Source organism: Xanthomonas cissicola (assembly GCF_008801575.1).
In the GTDB taxonomy this organism is placed as follows: Bacteria; Pseudomonadota; Gammaproteobacteria; order Xanthomonadales; family Xanthomonadaceae; genus Xanthomonas; species Xanthomonas cissicola.
The window spans coordinates 41,312-61,479 of record NZ_VZPL01000029.1 but is presented as its reverse complement, the minus strand read 5'-3'; the positions used below and the strand labels follow the sequence as shown (position 1 = coordinate 61,479).

Genomic DNA, 20,168 nt, shown 5'->3' with positions numbered 1-20,168 from the left:
ACTGTTCCGTCGCTTGAAAGGCTACCGCCGGATTTTCTCGCGCTTCGAGAAGCTGGATGTCATGTTCCTTGGATTCCTCAGCTTCGTCCTAGTCGTTGATGGGCTTCGGATGTGTTAACAGGCCCTAGTTGGCGGCGCTCGTCTGCGCGCCGGGGTACGCTGCACAACGCTGGCGCACAGGCATTGGCTTGCGATGCCAGCGCCTCCGGGCAGCGCGCCGCCCCGCACTGCGAGGGGCGCAGGCTGATGTGTTCCACCACAGGCGATCGCCAGCATGACCCTCCCTGCGTTGCTGTGTGCGCTGGGTGCCGCCCGCACTGCGCTGGCGCCGACAGCTGGGCGTGCAGCGGCCGCACCCAACCAGGCCACCCTGACGGTGGCAGGTCTCGGGCAGCCGGCGCAGATCCGCATTGACCGCTGGGGCGTGGCGCACCTCTATGCAAAGACCGACAACGACGCGTTCTTCGTGCAAGGCTTCAATGTGGCGCGCGACCGCTTGGTTCAGCTGGATCTGCTGCGTCGCAAAGGCCTGGGCCACCTGTCGGAAGCGTTCGGGCCAACCTATGTGGCACAGGATCGTGCCGCGCGGCTGTTTCTGTATCAGCACCGCATTGCCGTGGTCGGAGAATCCCAAAGCCGGCTTCATCACCACGTCCAACGAAATGAATCTGCCCCGCGACGATCCGGTTGCGCAGCGCAAACTCGGTTTCGAGTGGGCCAACGACGCACGCCATGCGCGCATCATCCAGGTGCTTTCGCAGCTGCCCAAGCCAACGTTGGAGGATTCGGAAAAGTTGCAGAACGATCAGGTCTCGTTGCCCGCGCAGCGCCTGGTCGCGTTGCTGCACCCGCTGCAGTCGCACGACCCTGACACCAGCGCCGCGCTCGCGTTGCTGCATCCCTGGAATGGCGACGTCAGCGCCGCATCTGCCGCAGCCACGCTGGAGGAAGTCTGGTTCAGTCGCTATCTCGGCGATGCCTACAAGGCGTTGCGATTGCGCCCATCGGAAGCCGCCAGCTTCGGCGCGCCGGATGCTGCGGCCATGCTGGATGCGCTGGAACATCCCGGCGCGGCGTTCGGCGCCACTTCGGCCGCACGCCGCGACCAACTGCTGCTGGAGTCGTTGCGCAACGCGTATCAGGCATTGGGCTCCCTGCAAGGCCCCGATACCAGGCAGTGGTAGTGGGGCAACTTGCATACCAACAAGATCTCGCATGCGATGAGCGCGGTGGCCGGTGCCGGCTGCGCCTTGCTCGATGTCGGCCCGTTTGCCAAGGGCGGCAGCCCGTACACGCCCAATCAATCCAGCTACGACCCTGCCGACTTTCGCCAGACCATCGGCCCGTCCGCACGCCTGATCATCGACCTGAGCAACTGGGACAACGCGCGCGCCATGAATTTCCCAGGCCAGTCCGGCGACCCGGCCAGCCCGCATTATCGCGACCTCGCACCGCTCTGGCTAAACGGCAGCCATTTCCCGCTGCTGTATACGCGCGCTGCGGTGGATGCGGCAAACGAACAGATCTTCGACCTGGTGCCGGCGCAGTAGCGCAACGTCGAATGACCCGAGGCAACGCACATTGCGCAGCAAGCACCGAAACGTCTCCGCGCTTGCTGCACCGCATGCAATCACGCTTTCGCGGTCGCCTCGCGCACGAAGTCTTCATAGGTGCGTAGCGGACGGCCCAAGATGGCCTGCAATTTGGCTACCGTGCCCTCGGCTGCATGCATGCCGAAGCGCTGGATGCCGCCCATCATCAGGCGCATGTCGTAGGCCAGCCAGGACGGACCGTACTTCGCCAGCTGTGCTTCGAAGGCCGCCACGTCATCGCCGGCGTACGCAATCTCGCGGCCAAGTGCTGCGCTCCAGACCTTGGCAACGTCTGTGCCGGTCAGCGCACGTGGGCCAACCAGTTCCAGCGTGACACGCGGCAACGGGCCGTCGGCACGGTCGCGGCGCAGCAGCTCGACCACGGCAATATCAGCAATGTCGCGTGCATCGATCATTGCGATGCCCTGCGCGCCGATAGGCATCGGGTAAACGTCGTAGTCGGTGATCGTCTGCTGCACCATGCCTTCGTTCTGCATGAAATACGCAGGACGCAGAACCGTGGCCGGAATTTCCAGGCTTTCGATCATGCGCTCGACGGTGTGCTTGCCGGTGAAGTGCGGCACGTTGGTGTACGTGTCGGCATGGATCACCGACAGGTACACGATGCGCTCGACGCCGGCTTCCTTGGCCAGATTCAAGGCGATCAGCGCCTGCGTCACTTCGTCGGGAGTGACGGCATTCAACAGGAGCAGGGTGCGCACCGAGGCCAGCGCGGCACGCATCGACGCAACGTCGGTGAGGTCTGCCACCACTTCGGTGACACCTGCCGGGAAGGGGCGCTTGCCATGCTGGCGGACCAGCGCCTTGACCTGGGCGCCGGCGTCGGCGAGGCCTTGGGTGACGAGGGAACCGACGGTGCCGGTGGCACCGGTGACGAGAATGCTCATGGTCAATCTCCTGCTGTGGATGGAGGGATGGGCGGATCAGCCCGACGCCGGCGTGTGGGGTGATGCGGATGCCGGCATGGTCGGTTCGTTGCGGTAGGGCAACGGTATGTCGTTGCGCCATCAGTACGAAGACGCCAGGATGTAGACGCCCCGTTTCAGATGTGGAACACCATGGACCTCAATGCCCTGATCGATTTCGCGCTGGTGGCTGCAAACCAGGGGCTGGGAAAGGCCAGCCGCGCCAGTGGCAGATCGAAGGCGACCTTGTCGCGGCGGATTACCGAGCTTGAAGAGCAGCTGGGCGTGCGCCTGGTCGAGCGCAGCGCGCGCGGCCTCAAGCTCACCGAGGCGGGGCAGCAGTTGATGGCCCGCACCGAAGTGCCGCTGAGCGAAGTGGCCGAGGCGATGACGGCCGCACGCGAGGGGCTTTCGACACCGCGAGGGCGCTTACGTGTCGCGTCCCCGGTGTTGTTCTCGCAACTGGCGATGGGACGCATCGGCGCGGACTTCTGTGCGGCTTATCCCGAGATCACGCTCGAGGTGGTGGCAGAGGACCGCACGGTCGATCTGGTGGAAGAACAGTTCGATGTCGCCATCCGCATCAACCCACGTCCGGACAGCAGCCTGGTCGGGCGCTGCTTCGCCAAGGACCGGCTGGTGGTGGTGGCCGCACCGTCTATTGCGATGCCGTCGGGTGATGCAGTGCATCCGGTACCGGGCGTGGTGATGTCGAGTTTCCAGCCCACCACCTGGGTGCTGGATGATGGGTGTCTGGCGTTGGAGCCGGTCCCGCGGATGCAGTTTTCCTCGTTCCTGATGGTGCGCGATGCGGTCATCGCCGGTGGCGGCGTCGCATTGATTCCGCAGTCGATTGCGTGGGAGCAGCTGGCACGCGGAGAATTGCTGCAGTGGGGCACCATTTCCGGCGTGGAGCCGGCGTTGTGGGTATTGCATACCTCCAGGCGCCTGGCAGCGCCGAAAGTGCGTGCCTTCGTGGATTTCATCTGCGCCCGCTATCCGGACATGTCGCTGGTGTTGAAGGGGTAGGGCGATAGCGATCCTTACGATCGCTGATGAAAAGTCGACAAATCCAGGCGGCAGCACGGATGTGGAGCGAGGCCCGTCTGCCACTATGTGGCCGCGATACATTGCGGGGCCGCGATCGTTCGGCCCCGTCCCGACGATGAGCTGATGACTGCCGTTTTCGCTGGCGCCCTGGGCCGGATCGGCCAAGCTGCCTGACAGCATCGCCTGGCTACGGACAAGGCCACCGGGCTGCCGGCGTTGTCCGGCAGCCGCACGCATGTCCGAGTGAGCTAGCGCGCCAACATGCGCCGATAAGCACAGACGGCAGGTTGACCGGCTCGCCGTTGTGCAATGCAGCGGATTGCTCCACGCGCGGCCCTGACGTTGGTCGCTGCGCCGGCCGGATGGATTTTTTCCATGACCGACGCGCTCCTTGGGTGAAGATACCGCGCAGCCTGCATGGATGGACGTCGGCGTGGCCACCGAGATCGCTTCGGTCGCCGCGGTCTCCGGCAGCGGGTAGACTGAGCTGGTCGCTACGAGGAGCATGGAATGGGCCGATGCCCGTCGTTATATCCAGGTATCGCTAGATGGCCTATGCCACAGCGCTCCCCGGGCAGCCGCGCTGACGCCTGCCACCGGCCCTGATCGCCGCCACTCGCCTTGCACATCATTCTTGCCACCGAGTCGATCCGGCACCCGCTGACCGGCGTTGGACGTTATACGCAGGAGCTGGCGGCGCACTTGGCCGCACTGCCGCAGATCGAGTCGTTGCAGTACCTGCATGGGCGACGCCTGCTGCAGCAGCGACCGAGTCCCGGACCGGCTTCGGCCGCGGCATCGTGGATGCGCGATCGTTTTTCGCGTATCGAAGTGGCGACCGATGCCTATCGACGCCTGAGTAATCTGGCCAAGGCGCGTGCCCTGCACGGCCAGCGGCCGGCGCTGTTTCATGGCTGCAACTATTACCTGCCTGCGTATGACGGTCCCAGCGTCGCGACCTTCCACGACATTTCGATTTATCGCTGGCCGCAATGCCACCGCGCCGACCGGGTGCGCTACATGCGCAAGGAGTTGGCACTAGCGGTGCAACGCGCGCAATTGATCCTGACCGTCTCGGATTTTTCGCGGCGGGAGATCGCCGCGCACTTTGCCTTGCCGCTGGAGCGCATTCGTGCGATCCCGCTGGCGGCGGATGCTGCGTTCCGGCCGCATACCCCGGCCGAACTGGCAGCGCCGTTGCAGGCGTTGGGCCTGCAGACCGATGCGTATTGTCTGTGCGTGAGTACCATCGAACCACGGAAGAACATCGATGTTCTGTTGACGGCGTATGCAGCCTTGCCCGCCGCAGTGCGTGCACGCTACCCGTTGGTGATCGCTGGCCACAGCGGCTGGTCCAGCGAGGCATTGCATGCGCGCATGCGTAGTGCAGAACAGGCCGGTTGGCTGCGCTATCTTGGCTACGTCCCACAAGACGGCCTGCCTGCGTTGGTGGCCGGTGCCCGCCTGTTCGTGTTTCCCTCGTTTTACGAAGGATTCGGCCTGCCGGTGCTGGAGGCCATGGCGAGCGGTACGCCGGTGATTTGCGCATCGGCGTCGTCATTACCGGAAGTGGCCGCCGATGCGGCAATGCTGTTCGATCCTGCCGACGTCAGTGCGTTGACTCTGGCGCTGGCACGAGGCATCGACGATTCGGACTGGCGTGAGGCCGCGCGTCAGACAGGCTTGCAGCGCGCAGCGCAGTTCAGTTGGCAGCGTTGCGCTGTGGCGACGGCTGACGCGTACCGCGACGTGTTGGCCGCTTGAGTCTTACCTCCTCGCCGCTACGGGTGCTGCAGGTCTACAAGACCAGCTTGCCGGAGACCATGGGCGGCACCGAACAAGTGGTGCGCACGCTTGCCACTCAGTCGCATCAGCATGCTGTGGAGAGCGAGGTGGTGACCCTCTGCGCCGATGGGCGTCTGGCGGGCATCAGCATACAGGGGCCTTATACGCTGCATCGCTTTCGACGCGACTTCGAAGTGGCGTCGATGCCGGTGTCGCTTCGCTTGCTGCGCCAGTTCGCAGCCCTGGCCCGCCGCTTCGATCTGATCCATTATCATTTTCCGTGGCCGTTCATGGATGTGTTGCACCTGGCAGGCGCAGCTCGAACGCCGTCGGTGCTGACGTATCACTCCGACATCGTGCGGCAACGTCGTTGGCTGCGCCTGTATCGACCGCTGCAACAGCGCTTTCTCGAGCGCGTCGAGCATATCGTCGCGACATCGCCGAATTACCGCGCCACCAGTCCGGTCCTGGCCAACTTTCAAACCAAGTTAAGCGTGATACCGATCGGACTGGATCCTTCCAGTCACTACACGCCGGATGCCGAGCGCGCACGGGCCTGGCGCACCCGATTGGGCCCGCGGTTTTTCCTATTCGTCGGTGTCCTGCGCTATTACAAGGGTCTGCAGTATCTGCTGCAGGCCGTCCGCGAGACGCAGATCCCGGTGGCCATCGTTGGTGACGGACCAGAGGGCGCGCGCTTGCGCCAGCAGGCGCGGCAGCTCGGCCTGAGCCACGTGCACTTTTTGGGCGTGCTGGACGATGCCGATAAGCATGCCTTGCTGTCGCTGTGCGATGGGCTGGTGTTTCCATCGCATCTGCGCTCGGAAGCGTTCGGCATTACGTTGCTGGAGGCGGCGATGCATGCCAAACCCATGATCTCGTGTGAAATCGGCACCGGGACCAGCTTTGTGAACGTGGCGGGACAGACCGGCCTGGTGGTGGCACCGGCAGATCCGGTGGCCTTATGCGATGCAATGCGTTATCTATGGAACCATCCGCAGGTGGCCAACGCATTGGGGCAGGAGGCGTTGCGCCGTTATCGGCAGTACTTCACCGGCGCAGCGATGGTGCGTTCCTACGCCGCGCTGTATCGCCAAGTGCACAGTGCCGCTGGCGGAGCTGCCACTCTTGGAGAAAAGCAGGGATGAAGGGAGAGGGATGCTGATCGACCCATTCGCAGGCGTGCCGGTCCACCTCCGCGCTGCGGTCGACGAATGAGCGCGCTCGATCCACTGCTGCCGCGTGTCGCCATCGCGCCCAGGCGCTCCGGCGATCTGCTTGGGTCGGTTGCCGCTCTGGCGAAGATCGCCGACATGGGCGTCGTGGTCGGCAGCGGCTTGCTTGCCTATGCCATGCGGGTCGGTCGACCTGCGTGGCCGGAGGCGCCCCGCTATGCCTACGCGCTGCTCGCCGCCGCAGCACTTACGCTACTGGTGTTCGGGCGCCTCTCGCTCTACCGGCAACGGCCGCACCTGGCAGCGACGATGGTGGCCGGGCGCGTGTTGACCGGGTGGGCAATCGTGCTGAGCGTGTTGATGTCGATCGGCTTTCTGAGCGCAACCGGTGCGGGATTCTCGCGGCTGTGGTTTCTGTACTGGGCTGGATGCGGCGGTGCCGGTCTGCTCTGCGTGCGGTCTGCAATGAAGGGGGCGCTTGCCTGGCTGCATCGACACGATATCGGGCGCCGGCGCATCGCGCTACTCGGGCCACCCGAACGCAGCGACGCGTTGGTGGCAAGCGTCCAGCAGCACCCATGTGCGGGGGTCGAACTAGTGCAGGTGCCATCCGAACTGGCGCTTGGTGGCACGGCCGGGCTGTCCTGCTGGCTGGAAGCTCGGCACGTCGGCGAAGTGTGGGTGACATGGCCGATGCGCGAAGAGGCCCAACTTCGCTCCAGCATCGCGCAACTGGATGCCTGCTGCGTGGACGCCTGCTGGATTCCGGACCTGTTCGCATTTCGCCCGGGGGAGTCCTGCCTGGAGGAGATGACCGGCCTGCCGATGGTGGCATTGTCGGTGCGCCCGCTGACGGGCCTGTCGCGCGTGCTGAAGGAGGCGACCGAGCGTGTGCTGGCTTGCGCCATCGTGCTAGCGAGCGCACCGCTCATGCTGGCCCTGGCCGCGGGCGTCAAGCTCTCCGGCCCTGGACCGGTATTGTTCCGGCAGATACGGCAGGGTTGGGATGGCCGCCCGTTCGAATTGTGGAAGTTCCGCAGCATGCAGGTCCACGATGCGGCGACCGCCGCGCCGCAGACCAGCCGCGGGGATCAACGGGTCACGCGCTTCGGCGCCTTCCTGCGACGCACCAGCCTGGACGAATTGCCGCAATTCCTCAACGTGCTTCAGGGGCACATGGCCATCGTCGGGCCGCGCCCGCATGCGCTGGCGCACAACGCTCAATATCAGGAATTGGTGCCGAACTACCTGCAACGCCAGCGGGTCAAGCCGGGCATCACCGGCTGGGCGCAGGTCAATGGCCTGCGCGGCGAGACCGATACGCTGGAAAAGATGCGCAGCCGCGTTCAACACGATCTCGCTTACATCCAGCATTGGTCGCTTTGGCTGGATATGAGCATCATCGCGCAGACCTGCGTGATCGTGCTGTTCGACCGCGACGCCTACTGAACTCGGATCCGGAAGTCCCATGCACATCACTTATGTCCTCGGTACCCGCCCGGAAATCATCAAGCTGGCATCGCTGATCGCGGCCAGTCTGCGCGATGGATTGAACTTTTCGATCGTCCATACCAATCAGCATTACGACGAGGCGATGGACCGGGTGTTCTTCGACGAGTTGGGTCTGCCCCCGGCCGATTACAATCTCGGCGTGGGTTCGGCGCCGCATGGCGTGCAGATCGGACGCATGTTGTGCGGCATCGAGCCGGTGCTTGCGACGTTGCAGCCGGATGTGGTGGTGGTGCAGGGCGACACCAATAGCGCCTTGGCAGGCGCCATGGCCGCCAGCAAGCTGGAGATCGCCGTTGCCCATGTCGAGGCGGGCCTGCGCAGCCGCGACCGCAGCATGCCTGAAGAAGTCAATCGCGTGCTGATCGATCACCTGTCCGACTACCTGTTCTGTCCCACCGCACTGCAGGCGCAGATCCTGCGCGATGAAGGCCTGACCGGCGCCCGCATCCGCATCACTGGCAACACTGTCGCCGACGCGACCCTGGCGCATGCCCAGACCGCACTGCGCCGCTCGACCATCCTGCAACGGCTTGGCCTGCGCGAAGGCGGCTATCACTTGCTTACCTGCCATCGCCGTTCAAATACCGAAGATCCCGCGCATTTCGCGGCGCTGATGCAGGCCGTCACCTCGATCTCCGAGGATCAGGGGTTGCCGCTGGTCTTTCCGATGCACCCGCGCCTGGATGCGCTGGGGAGCGTGGCGGCCGCGCGGCATCGCGTGCTGCGGGCGATCGGTCCGGTCGGTTACCTGGACATGCTGGCGCTCCAGCAAGGCGCGGCCTTGATCATGACCGACAGTGGCGGCATCCAGGAAGAAGCCTGCATCCTGCAGCGCAAATGCCTGGTGCTGCGCACCAACACCGAGCGGCCGGAGACCCTGCAGATCGGCGGGGCGGAACTCCCCCACGGCCTGGAACAGGACGCCCTGCGGAGTGCCGCCGATCGCCTGCTGGCGCGTTCGGTGGCATGGCGCAATCCCTTTGGCGATGGCCATGCGTTTCGCTGCATCCTGGACACGCTCCTGGCGCGGGACGAACACCCCAGCGCGTCGCGTCCGCGCCTGCAGCACGCGTAGGCGGCGCGCAGCGAAGGGTCTCAGCGCGCAGGCGCGCGATGGCATGGCTGGTTCTAGACGCGACGCAGAGCCGAGCGCTGGGTCGGCCTCATGACATCCCGGATTCCGGTGCGCCGTTGAGCTCAACGTGGTGGGCGTACAGCAGCGCCACCGCCAGGGCCGCATGCAGGGAAAAGGGATAGAACAGCGGATAGAAATCGAACACGTTCAAGCCCAGTAGGAACAGCAGCCAGATCAGCGCCCAGCCATGTTCGGCAGGGTTGCGCAGCAACGGCGCCCAGAGCACCCAAAGCAGGCACACGCAGGCGAGCAGCCCGCACAGCCCGGTTTCCGACAACACCGCCAGCAGGCCGTTGTGTGCGTGCAGCTCGCCGCGATCGAAGCGACCGCCGGTGTAATCGGGCACCAGAAACTGGAAGACACCGGCGCCGAGCCCGAACCAGGGGTGGCTGCGCCATGCCTCGATCGCGCCGGACCACAGGTAGGTGCGCCCCAACGAGAATGCGGCCAGCGGGCTTTCGTGCACTGCGCTGGTCATCTCCGCGTAGCGCTGCCAAAGCACGAAGCCAGCAACGGCCAGCAGGCCGAGCGCGGCGGCCCAGACCGTGCGGCGGCGAGGACGTTCGCCAGCGCGGCGCGACCACGCCCACCAGAGGATCAACCCGGCCACCGGCAGCAACGGGTTACGTACTTCACTCAGCGCCAGCGCGCCGATTGCAGCCAGCACGGCCGCCGCCAGTTGCGCGCGCCCGACCGCGTGCCGCTGATACAACTGGATCGTGAGCAACCCGACGATGACGGCAGTTGCGGCCAGCAATGCGGGATGGTCGTACATGCCCGACACCCGAGGCAGGTACTTGAAGCTGCCCTGCGCATGGAAGGCCAACGACCACTCCAATGCCGGCGGCCACTGCAGCCGTACCGCCATACCCAACGCAAGATTGATCCACACCGCGATCAACGCCGCCAGCGCCGCCGCGCGCGGCCACTGCGGCCACGCCACCGCCAGATTCAACAAGGCCCATAGCCACAGCAAGGCAGTGGCATAACGCACGGCGTACTTGAATGCCAAGGCCGAGTGGTCGGACGCCAGCACCGACGCTGCCAGCGCAGTCATACACAGCAGGATCGACAGCAATGGCCAGCGCAGGCATGCCGGAACGCCGTGCCGCCATAACGCCCATGCACTCAGGCCAAGCGCAACGCCACGGATGGCCATCGATCCTAGCGACAGACCGACCCCGAAGTAGCGGCCGGTCAACACCACTTGCTGCAGACAGAACAGCAGGTAGAGGCCCAGGCACACGGCCACCAGCCCGGTCTGCGCAGGCTGGCGCGCAGGCGCGCCAGCGGTCATGTGGGCCAGGTCGTCAGCGCCTGCGCGCGGTAGCGTCGGCTGAGGCGGGCGCGCAGCAACAGCAGCAGATACGCCGCATTGGTGCGCAGATAGCGCCAGGCCAGCCGGCGCGGTTCCAGCGCCAGCCGAAACAGCCACTCCATCCCACAGCGCTGCATCAGCCGCGGCGCACGCGGCAGCATGCCCGACAGCACATCGAACGAACCGCCCACGCCCATCGCCACCGGCACGCCCAGGGTTTGCCAGTGTTTCTCCAGCAGCAGTTCCTTCTTCGGCGAACTGATGCCGATGAAGAGATAGCGTGCACCCGACTGGCGAATTGCCGCGATCACCGCGTCCTCCTCGGCGTCGCTGAAATAGCCATCGCGCATGCCGGCAATGTGCAGACCGGGCCAGTGCGTGCACAGGCGTTCTGCCGCGGCCGCGACCACCGCCGGGCGCGCACCGAGCAGATAGACCCCTGCACCGCTGCGGGCGGCCTGGCCGCACATGTCCTGCATCAGGTCGATGCCGGCCCTGCGCGGCGGCACGTCCACTCCGAACCAACGCACGCCCAGGCTGATGCCGGCGCCATCGATGTGCACCACTTCGGCCTGTTCCAGCGCCTGGCGCAGCGGCAGCTGGGCGCGCGCATCGATCAGTTTGGCGACGTTCAAGCCCTCCACCCGGATCGGCGCGCCGCCCTCGGCGGCGTGCTGCGCACGCAAGAGAATCTGATCGGGGGGGAGGAGGTCCAACGGACATCCGAGAAAGGACAGGCGAGCCGGCGATGTGGTCAAGTTGCGGGTTCCTTTACGACCTGAGCATCGTACAGTGCCAGCACCTGCGCTCGCAGGCCCTCCCAGGTGAAATCTGCCCGGACACGCGCGATGCGTTCCGGCCCAATCCGCTGCTGTCGTTGCACGCGAATGCATCCCGCCAACGCGGCGCTGTCGCCGAGCCGGTGCAAGGCCGCCTGCAGGCCGATCTGGGCCAGGATCGAGCGATTGCCGGGAATGTCGCTGGCAACCACCGGACACCCATGCAGCAGCATTTCGATCAAGACGGTCGGCATGCCCTCGACGGCCGATGGCAGCACGAAGACATCGGCCTGTGCCGCCATCGCTGCAACCTCGGCATCGCTGACGAAGCCATGGAAGTGCACGCGTGCAGCAACCCCCAATGCCACGGCGCAGGCTTCCAGGCGTGCCCGATCCGGGCCACGTCCGACCACGTGCAACACGGCTGCGTCCATGTTCGGCTGGGTAAGGGCTGCGATCGCATCCTGTAGCCGTTTGACCGCGTCCAGGCGGCCGACCGACAGCAGCGCCGGAGCACCGAGCAACGGCTGCCGTGACGTCGCGGGCAGGCACTGCTCGGCGGCGAGCACGGCATTGGGCAGCAGCAGGGCGCGCTTGGGCGGCAGCCGACGCTGTGAGAGGTATTGCTGCCAATACGCCGACAGCAGCACGGTGGGTTGTGCGCTTTGCAGCAGCGGCTTCTCGATCAAGCGATCCCAGCACCACTTGCGCGCGCGCTTGCTCGCCGCAAGATCGTCATCGTAATAACAATGCGGTGTATAGATCACACGCTTGCCGCGCAGCCGGGCAAGCGCACCGGCGATCGCGGCGATTGGCGTGCGCGCACCGTGCACGTGCACCACATCGGCCCAGCCGACGTGATGCCAGAGCTGCGATGCGGTGGCGCGGACTACCGTATAGCCGTGTGGCGAGATGCCGTCCTCGGCCAACGGGGCCACGATCCGCAGCGTATGCCCGGCATCGGCAAGGGTCACTGCCAGCCCATGGATGTGCCGCGCCACCCCGCCGCCGCCGCTGTGCGGCGCGAAATCCTTATAGACGTGCAGGATACGCATCGCTCAACCTGCGGCCATGCCGGCGGCGGGCGCGGTGTGGTCCCTGCGTGTACGCGCGATCGCTCGTCGGGTTGGCAGCGGACATTGGCAATGACGCAACGCGCCGCCCAGTAGCAACCAGAACCCTCCAGCGCCAGACACGGTCATTGCGTTGTCTGACGAGATCAAGGTTGTCGCCATGCCGCACAACAGCCAGAACATCGCCAATGCCAGGTGATTGTCGCATTGGCGATAGGCGCGCCAGAGCGCGCGCAGGCTCCAGCCGATAAAGCCCAGAAACAGCAGGGCCGCCGGTAACCCCATCTGATACGCGATGGTAAAGATGGCACCTTCGCCACCGCCCAGATCGGTCAACGCCTGACGCGCAGCAACCGCCCCCTGGCGACCCAACCCGCCGCCCCACAGGACCACTTGGTGCAGATCGGCCAGATTGCGCTGCAGCGCGTACCAGTGGCCGATGGTGGAGCCGTCGCGGAAATTCACCGACGTCACCACAATGCCGTAGGACGCGGCCGCCAGCATCGCCGCGATTCCGCCCACCAGCAGCAGCCGCGCCCAGGGCGATCGCACCAGACCGCGTGAGCTGACCAGGTAGCCCAGCACCCCGACGATGCCGGCCAGCATGGCGCCCCGTGTGCCCGACATCCACACCCCCACCAGCAAGCCCAGGCACGTAAGCAGGGCGCGCCACGGCCAGCGCCGCTGCCACAGACCCAGTGCCGCCAGTGCCGCGGTAATCAGGAACTGGCCCTGCGCCAGGGGAGCTGCCACCAGTCCACCGGCACGGCGCGCGTAATCCTCGCCGCCGAAGAAGTTCCATGGCAGCCCGGTGTCCGGGTCGGTGTCCTTGGGAAGCACGCCTTTCACCTCGGCCAAGTAGTCCGGCAACCGCACGGTCTGCACCCAGAAATCGGTATGCGCCAAGTCCCACGCACCGAACAGAGCACTGACGATGCCCAACCAGACCAGCCAGCGCGCCCCGCGCCTGACATCGTGCGGATGCGGCATGCACCAATACCCGGCAAGCACCAGCAGCATCGGCAGCAGCAAGGTGCCAAGCGAGCCGACCACGATGCCGGCCGGCAACCCGTGGGCGTACCCGACCGGCGCATAGGCCAGCCCGATCATGCCAAACACCAGGATTATCGCCAGCAAGGCGCGCGGCATGCGCACCGTCGCCAGTGCAATGGCGGCCAGCACGATGAGCGTGCCATCGCGCATCGGCCGCAGCAGGGCGGCCGCCGGCAGCGCCCCGCCGTGGTACAGCCAGGCCACCAGCAGATCGCCCAGGTGGATCGCCAGCAGCACCGCCAGCAGCAGATAGGCGCGTTTCACGGGGTCGCTTCCAGATGGTGCGGCCATCGCGCATCGGCCGCGAAGGTCTGCTGCAGCCAATGGCGTTGCTGCGCGGCGAATCGCGCTCGCGCACCCGCATCGCTGCGCAGCGCCCGGACCAGTGCAGCCAGCGCGTCGGCATCGGCGACCTGATGTGCGGGCCGCCCGACCGCCAACGCATCGTGGGACGCGGAGGCGGGCCAGGCCATGCCGATCACGTAGTGACCGCGGCAGGCGGCCTGCAGCAGCGCGGTGGAACAAAATCCCACCACCAGTGCCGGACCTGCATCCGCCTCCAGGATCGCGTGCGGGGGCGCCTGGCAGCGTCGTTGCAGTGCCGGCTCTGCATACGGATGGGTACCGCGCACTTCCTCCGGATGCAGCAGGATGCGCACGGCCACGCCGTCTGCCTCCAGCGCCGGCAGCGCGTGCGCCAAGGCCAACAGATGCGCGGCAAGGGTGGGTCCATAAATCGGTGTGTGGCTCTGCGACATCAGATACAGCGTGGTTGGCACCGTTGCGGTATCGAGATCGGTCAACGCCATCGCTGGCCCATAGCCGATGGCCGCCGGTGCGACGCCGTGCTTGCGGTAGACCTGCGCACTACTAGGTCCCCACAGCAAATGGTGCCGCGCCCGGACCGGGAAGAACTCGTCGGTTGGCAGACCATGCTGGACGCATACGCTCCGCCAGCCGTCGCCGGCAGCGTGCAGTGCCGCCGCCGCATACATGTCGAAGTCGTTGTGCAGCAGCAGTGTTGCTCCTGCCGGCGCGGCGCCCAGCGTGCGTTGCCATGCGCCGTGCCACAGGCGCTGGCGCAAGACGCAGGCGCGCACGATCCAGAGCGAGGCGACCGCCGGCCCGAGCGGCGTGCGGCGCAGGGCCAGCGCGCGCAACGCCGCCTGCCAGCCGGCCCAGGTTGGTCGTGCGGGCAGCTGTCCCTCGACGCTGCCGCGCAGGCGCGGATGGATCAGCACCGTGCATGCCGCACCCTGCCGCTGCAGATCGGCCAGGTACGGCGCCAGTGCGCCCCAGCCGTTGCTGCCCGGCAGGGTTGCCAGCGCCGTCCACTCCGAGAGCACGGGCGGGCGTTGCGGCAGCCGCAGGCACAGCCATGCATCACGCAGGACAGCCAGAGCGGCACGCAGCCCTGCACCGCGTCGGCGGGTCAGGAAGTAGATCTCATGGCGTACCGCGGCCGCCTCCGCGCCGAACTGGGCGTGCACGGCCTGCTGGAAGTCAGCGAAGTCCATCGTGCACCTGGTCCTTGCGCAGCTGGCGGTAGCCACGCCAGCGCTGCAGTTCACCGAACAGACCTCTGCCGAGCACCCGGATCAGGCCGTGCTTGAGCCGCCGCTGCAGCCGGTCCCGCCGGCTCCACCGGACCATGTCCAGCCGTGCGTCGACTGCGTCGACCTCGTGCGAATCGGCCAGCGCCAGCGCCAGCGACGCCGCGGCGTGCGGTTGCGCAGGCTGCCGCAGATGCAGCCAGATGTTTCCAGCCAACACACCACGATCGGAATACGGACCGCAGGAAACGACCTCCAGGCCTGCCGCATTGGCCAGCCGTCGTAGCAACGGCGCCGAAAAATAGCTTAGATGGGCCGGGTGGACATAGTTGCGCGAACGCCATCCACTCATCAGGTCCGGGACCTCGATCCACGCCTGTCCCTCGGGAACGAGGATGCGCGCCAGCGACGACAGGAACGCGCGCGGGTCGGTCAAGTGCTCAAGCACATGGAAGGCGACCACGGCCTCGAACTCCCCGTCGGCCAGCGTGTCCAGCGCAGGCAGGAAGGTGACCGCCGCGCCATCCAGCAAGACGTGGCGATGCGTCACATCCGGCTCGCACGCCGACAGGCGCAGGTCTGGTCGCGTGGCGGCAGCGGCGCCAAGAAAGGCACCAAAACCCGAGCCCACCTCCAACACCCTGGCTGCCGGTGCAAGGGCGGGCGCGATCCGCTGTAGCCGGTTGTGCGCGATCCAGCGGTCGCCGCGCCACGCAAAGAAGCGCCGCTGGCTACCCCACGGGATTTCCGCGGGAAACAGCTGCCGATAATCGTGGGCATAGAAGTGCTGTAGCGCCGCTTCGGTGAGGTCAGGCGCCAGATACACCGCCGCACACGCACCGCAGCGGCGCAGCTCCTGACCAGTCCCTACATAGACTTCCGCCCAGACCGTGCGTTGCGCTTGCGTGCCGCCGCAACAGCGGCAATGCCCGTGGTCGGGCGTCCACAGCTCCTGTACCGTCGGCGGCGCGTTACGCATAGACGCTCCGATACCACAGCGCGACCGAGACCGCGAACCACAGCGTGCTGTGCGATCGTCCGCTGGCAAGCTCCCGGCGCAGCCTCGCGACATTCAGCAGTTCGTTCACGCCTTCCGGCAACGTCGCCAGCGCCTGCTGCAACGGCATGCGATCGACCAGAAACTGTTCGGCATGTCCGAAGCCGGTGCTCTTGCGCTGCGTGGTCACGCGTGCCGGCAGGCGCTCGGCGAACGCGTGCCGCAACATGGCCTTGCCGTGATAGTCGCCCATCCGCTGCAGCGCAGCCGTCGACAACGCGCGTTCGACAACGCGATAGTCCAGGAACGGCGCGCGCACCTCGATGCCGGCGGACATGCTGTTGCGGTCGGTCATGCGCAACACCATCGGCAGATTGGTCGACAGCACGTCGCGACGCAAACGCGCCTCGATATCGACGCGGCGATCAACCTGCAACAACTGCAGCCGGGCGGCTTGGTCGTGCCACAGTGCCGAGGACATGCAGGCCACGCTCGGCCGCTGCCGGCGCAGCAGTGCGCCCAGCGCGCCGGCTGGCAGATCCCATGCAAGACGATTGAGCAGCAGACGCGGGTCCACCGCACCGGTGGACAGCAGCCTGATGGCGGTCGGCAGTCGTGCCTGGTGCAGCGCACTGCGCGCGCTCAAAGCCAGGTACAGGCGCACGTAGCCACCGAACAGCTCATCGGCGCCTTCACCATTGAGCACCACCTTGTAACCGGCGGCGCGGATGGCGCGATACATACGGAAACTGGCGAGTATCGACGGCGTACAGAACGGCTCTTCCTGCGCCGCCACCAGTGCCAGCAGTTCCTCCTCGTCCGGAATCGCGCGGGCGCGATGCACGAAGTGACGCTCGCTCTGCCCCAGCGTTTGCATCAAGCTCGCTGCGGCCTCGGTTTCGTCGAAGCCGGCCTGCTCGGTGTCGTCGTAGCCGTAGGTGAAGGCGCCGGCGAAACAGGTGCGTGGCAGCGCACCGGCCTGCACGCTCAGGGTGGTCAGGATTGAGCTGTCCAATCCGCCCGACAGCAGTGACACCGTGGGCGCATCCGAGCGCAAGCGCAGGCGGGTGGAGTCCTCGAGCAGCTCCAAGGTGGCCTGCGCATCCAGCGGAGCAACCGCTCCAGGCAATGGCCACTGGTGGTACGGCGTGCGCCGGCTATGGCCGGCTGGCGATACCCGGTACAGCCAGCCGGGAGGAACCGCGCGGATGCCGGCATAAAAGGTTTCGGTGGTGTGGTCGGACATGCCGGTGACCAGGAAATCGAACACCGCGGCGGGATTGGGTGGCGGGTAGCCCCCCAGGCTGGCAGCGATGGCGCGGATCTCGCTGGCCAGCACCAGCTGCCGCCCGTCGTGGTGCAGATACAACGGTTTGACGCCCAGCCGGTCGCGGCAATAGATCAGATCGCCGCTTGCCTGCTCCAGCAGCACCAGCGCCCACATGCCGTTGCAACGCGGGAACAGCCCCTCGCCCCATGCGCGCCAGCCATGCAGGATGACCTCGGTATCGCTGTCGGTGCGGAATTGATGACCCAACCCTTCCAGTTCGCGGCGCAGCTCAAGAAAGTTGTAGATCTCGCCATTGAACACCAGCACGTTGCCGGTCTCGGCGCAGCGCATTGGCTGGGTCGCAGCAGCGCTCAAGTCCAGGATCGCCAAGCGACGGTGGCCTAGCGCCGTCGGCACTGGCTGCTCCAGGCACAGCAGACCCTGCGCATCCGGGCCGCGACGTGACAAGGCGTCTAGCGCGCGCTCGGCCAGCGCCTGCAACGGCACCTCCGCAACGAAGCTGCGCAGCGCGACTATGCCGCACATGATGGCCCCCGATGCCGAAAGCAGAACATCGCAATCAAGGCGCAATCATGCATCACGCGCGCGCTGACAACGTGGTGTGCAGCAGGCTGCGGCGCTGCCATACCGTCCACGCCACCGGCACCAGCAACAACGCCGCCAGTGTCATGGTCACCGGGCCGCCACCGAGCGAGACCGCGAGCACCGCCGACAGCAAGGCCGCGTAGCCGCCGGCGTTCAAGCGCAGCCCGCACAGGTGCAGACTCGCCGCCGCCATGGCGAGCACGCACAGGAATCGCAGCCATAGCATCCACTGTGGTGCATGCGCCGCCGCTGCCGCGACCTGCAGGAGCGCGCTGCAGAGCGCGCCGCCCAACAACAACGGAACCATCGTCGCTTCGCGATGGCGTCCGATCAGCAAGGCCGCCAGCACGCTGCTGAGTAGTGTGGTCGCGCCTGCGGCCAGTACCGGGGTGACCCATGGCAGCCACGCGCGCTGCTCGGCGCTGCCCCAGGCGGCTGCAATCACCAGCAGCGCCAACGCGCCCACAGCGGCTGCGCCCAGCACCAACGAGACCAGCGCGCCTGCCCAGTGTTCCCCGGCCGGGCCGCGCGCGTCGGCCACCAACAGGCGGTTGAACTGGTTGAATACACCACTGGCCCCATTGAGCAGATAGTTCAGGAACAAATACACCGGCAAAAATGCCGGCGCGACCGACGCCAGCAAGAGCGGTGTCAACCGATCGTGCAAGGTGCCGGCGATGCTCAGCAAGGACAGTTGCAGCGCGGGGCGCAGCATGCGCCGGCCGCCACCGCGACGCGGCCATAGCAACTGCAGCGGTGCACCGAACACGGCGATGTTGACCAGGGCCTGCAGTAGATAGCCCAAGCTGACAGCCAGCCCGGCGCCAAGCCCGCCGTTCCAGCCTGGCAGCTGTTGCAGCACGAACCAGGCGAGGATCGTCGCCGGCATCGCCACCTGCTGCACGATGAATCCGGCCAGCATCCGCCCGCGGGCGAGCAGCGGCGCCGAATAGCCCACCAAGCCAAACACCGTCGCCGAGAGCACCGCCAGCAGATAGCGGAACCCTTCGCCTTGGCCGCGACCGGACCACCAGACGCCGGCGATCCACAGCAGATCCAGCACCACGGTGGCGAGCAAGCGGTGCCACAGCGCCTGGCGCCAACGCGCGTTCCAGCCAGGTGCCGCAGGATCCTCGCGCAGAAAGAGCGAGGCATAGCCCAGATCGGCCAGGAACAGCACAGTGACCAAGCCAAGATGCGCCAGCCCTACGTCGCCATAGCCCTGCAGGCCGAACCGACGTAGCAAGAGCCACTGGAATAGCAGCGCGCAGCCCTGACCGAGCGCATACAGCACTGCGCCGGCAACGAACCCCGCGCGCATGCGTTGCGCGGCGATCATGGCTGCGCGGCGGATGCAGGCGTCGGTACATGGCACAGAAAAGCGCGCGAGGCGGCGCCATAGGCAAACCAGGGCTCAAATGCGATGCCGACGTGGTCCGCGCATTCCTGTAGCGCCCGGCGTTCGCCCTGTCGGTTGTCGGCGCGAAACAGATCGTAGTCGTCGCACAGCAGCACACTGCCCTGCACCAGACGCGGTGCGATCAAGGTCAGTGCGTCGTGTGCCGAGCTGTAGAGATCGCAATCCACATGCACGATGGCTGCGTGCGTGTGGCCGATGGCTGCAGCATTGTCGGCGAACAAGCCTTGCACCAGCTGCAGATCCGGTGCTTTCAAACCAACGGCGGCACAGCGTGCCTGGGCCTGGGCCAGTGAGGCGAGAAAGCTGCCGCCCGCCAAGCTGTCTTCGCCTTCCAGATTGGCCGGCATCCCGGCAAACGTATCGAAACCGTAGAACCGTGGACGCTGCGCCAGAAACGCCGACACCGTTCCCTGCCGACGGTAGGGCAATCGCGCACTGCGCTCGAGATGGCGTCGGTGATGGCGGTAGCACAGCCACGCGTGAGCGAGACTGTTGCCGCGATAGACGCCGAACTCGTAGTAGTCGCCCGTCAGCTGCGTGGCATGTGTATACGCCCATGCCCGAAACAGCGCGCCGAGCGCATCGTTACGGTGCAGGTTCGCGCCGACGCGCAACCGACGATAGGCGAACTTAAGGCGTTCAATGGTCGTCGCAGACAAGCCAGACACCTTCGCAAGAACGGGGAAGACCGCAGTGGGAGTATCCGGGCTGGGGACGCGCTAACGCAATTGCAGGCCGCACTTTCCATACAGACAATCGGGCGCATTTGGCCAGCGCCAAAGCTAATGGGCTGCAGCGCCTGTGCGGCGGTGAATGCCTGGTCGGTATGGCGCCGGATTTACGCACTGAGCAGACCCATCTCGAGATGGGCGCGTGGTGCCGCCGCCGCAACCGTTCGACCTGCGATGGTGATGCGCCGATGGT

General features: G+C 66.2%; 15 protein-coding genes and 3 pseudogenes. 8 read left to right on the top strand and 10 right to left on the bottom strand.

What is annotated here, in order from left to right:
* From F7R02_RS13780 to F7R02_RS13775, 3 pseudogenes are all read left to right on the top strand, one after another.
* Window positions 1–118, top strand: a pseudogene (locus tag F7R02_RS13780) (IS5-like element ISCARN85 family transposase); the annotation flags it as partial.
* A gap of 156 nt (window positions 119–274) precedes the next feature.
* Window positions 275–547 (top strand): annotated as a pseudogene (locus tag F7R02_RS27540) (penicillin acylase family protein); the annotation flags it as partial.
* Between the two features lie 46 nt (window positions 548–593).
* Window positions 594–1,550, top strand: a pseudogene (locus F7R02_RS13775) (penicillin acylase family protein); the annotation flags it as partial.
* 80 nt (window positions 1,551–1,630) lie between these two features.
* Here the strand turns inward: F7R02_RS13775 and F7R02_RS13770 are convergent.
* Window positions 1,631–2,500: an SDR family oxidoreductase gene (locus tag F7R02_RS13770; RefSeq protein WP_078589096.1), complete on the bottom strand. Its 870-nt coding sequence runs from the start codon at window positions 2,498–2,500 to the stop codon at window positions 1,631–1,633.
* A gap of 171 nt (window positions 2,501–2,671) precedes the next feature.
* On the opposite strand from F7R02_RS13770, the gene F7R02_RS13765 reads away from it, so the two are divergent.
* The 5 genes from F7R02_RS13765 to wecB all read left to right on the top strand — a co-directional run bounded on the left by F7R02_RS13765 (window position 2,672) and on the right by wecB (window position 9,115).
* A complete protein-coding gene (locus F7R02_RS13765) occupies window positions 2,672–3,547 on the top strand; it encodes a LysR family transcriptional regulator (RefSeq protein ID WP_033484808.1) in 876 nt (291 codons plus the stop codon).
* 642 nt (window positions 3,548–4,189) lie between these two features.
* Window positions 4,190–5,332 carry a glycosyltransferase family 4 protein gene (locus F7R02_RS13755; protein ID WP_078589094.1) on the top strand — a complete coding sequence of 381 codons (1,143 nt, stop codon included), beginning with the start codon at window positions 4,190–4,192 and terminating at the stop codon, window positions 5,330–5,332.
* Complete coding sequence (locus F7R02_RS13750; protein ID WP_276526724.1) at window positions 5,329–6,501, top strand: glycosyltransferase; 1,173 nt, start codon at window positions 5,329–5,331, stop codon at window positions 6,499–6,501. Before F7R02_RS13755 ends, F7R02_RS13750 begins: the two co-directional genes overlap by 4 nt.
* Window positions 6,502–6,567: 66 nt before the next feature.
* Window positions 6,568–7,977 carry an undecaprenyl-phosphate glucose phosphotransferase gene (locus F7R02_RS13745; protein WP_005932958.1) on the top strand — a complete coding sequence of 470 codons (1,410 nt, stop codon included), beginning with the start codon at window positions 6,568–6,570 and terminating at the stop codon, window positions 7,975–7,977.
* Between the two features lie 19 nt (window positions 7,978–7,996).
* On the top strand, window positions 7,997–9,115 hold the full coding sequence (gene wecB / locus F7R02_RS13740) for a non-hydrolyzing UDP-N-acetylglucosamine 2-epimerase (protein ID WP_078589090.1): 1,119 nt from the start codon (window positions 7,997–7,999) through the stop codon (window positions 9,113–9,115).
* A gap of 88 nt (window positions 9,116–9,203) precedes the next feature.
* Here the strand turns inward: wecB and F7R02_RS13735 are convergent, their stop codons facing one another.
* The 9 genes from F7R02_RS13735 to F7R02_RS13695 are packed head-to-tail and all read right to left on the bottom strand — an operon-like array spanning window position 9,204 to window position 19,912.
* Window positions 9,204–10,472: an O-antigen ligase family protein gene (locus tag F7R02_RS13735; RefSeq protein ID WP_078589088.1), complete on the bottom strand. Its 1,269-nt coding sequence runs from the start codon at window positions 10,470–10,472 to the stop codon at window positions 9,204–9,206.
* Window positions 10,469–11,209 (bottom strand): WecB/TagA/CpsF family glycosyltransferase, encoded by a 741-nt coding sequence (locus tag F7R02_RS13730; RefSeq protein ID WP_208789122.1) that lies wholly within the window; start codon window positions 11,207–11,209, stop codon window positions 10,469–10,471. Before F7R02_RS13730 ends, F7R02_RS13735 begins: the two co-directional genes overlap by 4 nt.
* 38 nt (window positions 11,210–11,247) lie before the next feature.
* Window positions 11,248–12,327, bottom strand: coding sequence for a glycosyltransferase family 4 protein (locus tag F7R02_RS13725; RefSeq protein WP_005929055.1), 1,080 nt, complete (start codon window positions 12,325–12,327; stop codon window positions 11,248–11,250).
* Between the two features lie 3 nt (window positions 12,328–12,330).
* Complete coding sequence (locus F7R02_RS13720; protein ID WP_078589086.1) at window positions 12,331–13,662, bottom strand: O-antigen ligase family protein; 1,332 nt, start codon at window positions 13,660–13,662, stop codon at window positions 12,331–12,333.
* Window positions 13,659–14,915: a hypothetical protein gene (locus tag F7R02_RS13715; protein ID WP_003482103.1), complete on the bottom strand. Its 1,257-nt coding sequence runs from the start codon at window positions 14,913–14,915 to the stop codon at window positions 13,659–13,661. Before F7R02_RS13715 ends, F7R02_RS13720 begins: the two co-directional genes overlap by 4 nt.
* Window positions 14,902–15,930: a class I SAM-dependent methyltransferase gene (locus F7R02_RS13710; RefSeq protein WP_078589084.1), complete on the bottom strand. Its 1,029-nt coding sequence runs from the start codon at window positions 15,928–15,930 to the stop codon at window positions 14,902–14,904. The genes F7R02_RS13715 and F7R02_RS13710 overlap by 14 nt, the downstream gene beginning before the upstream one ends.
* A complete protein-coding gene (asnB, locus tag F7R02_RS13705) occupies window positions 15,923–17,764 on the bottom strand; it encodes an asparagine synthase (glutamine-hydrolyzing) (RefSeq protein ID WP_078589082.1) in 1,842 nt (613 codons plus the stop codon). The genes F7R02_RS13710 and asnB overlap by 8 nt, the downstream gene beginning before the upstream one ends.
* Before the next feature lie 52 nt (window positions 17,765–17,816).
* Window positions 17,817–19,163, bottom strand: a complete 1,347-nt coding sequence (locus F7R02_RS13700) for a hypothetical protein (RefSeq protein ID WP_078589080.1) — start codon at window positions 19,161–19,163, stop codon at window positions 17,817–17,819.
* Window positions 19,160–19,912: a TylF/MycF/NovP-related O-methyltransferase gene (locus F7R02_RS13695; protein ID WP_003482096.1), complete on the bottom strand. Its 753-nt coding sequence runs from the start codon at window positions 19,910–19,912 to the stop codon at window positions 19,160–19,162. Before F7R02_RS13695 ends, F7R02_RS13700 begins: the two co-directional genes overlap by 4 nt.
* Window positions 19,913–20,168 lie beyond the last annotated feature (256 nt).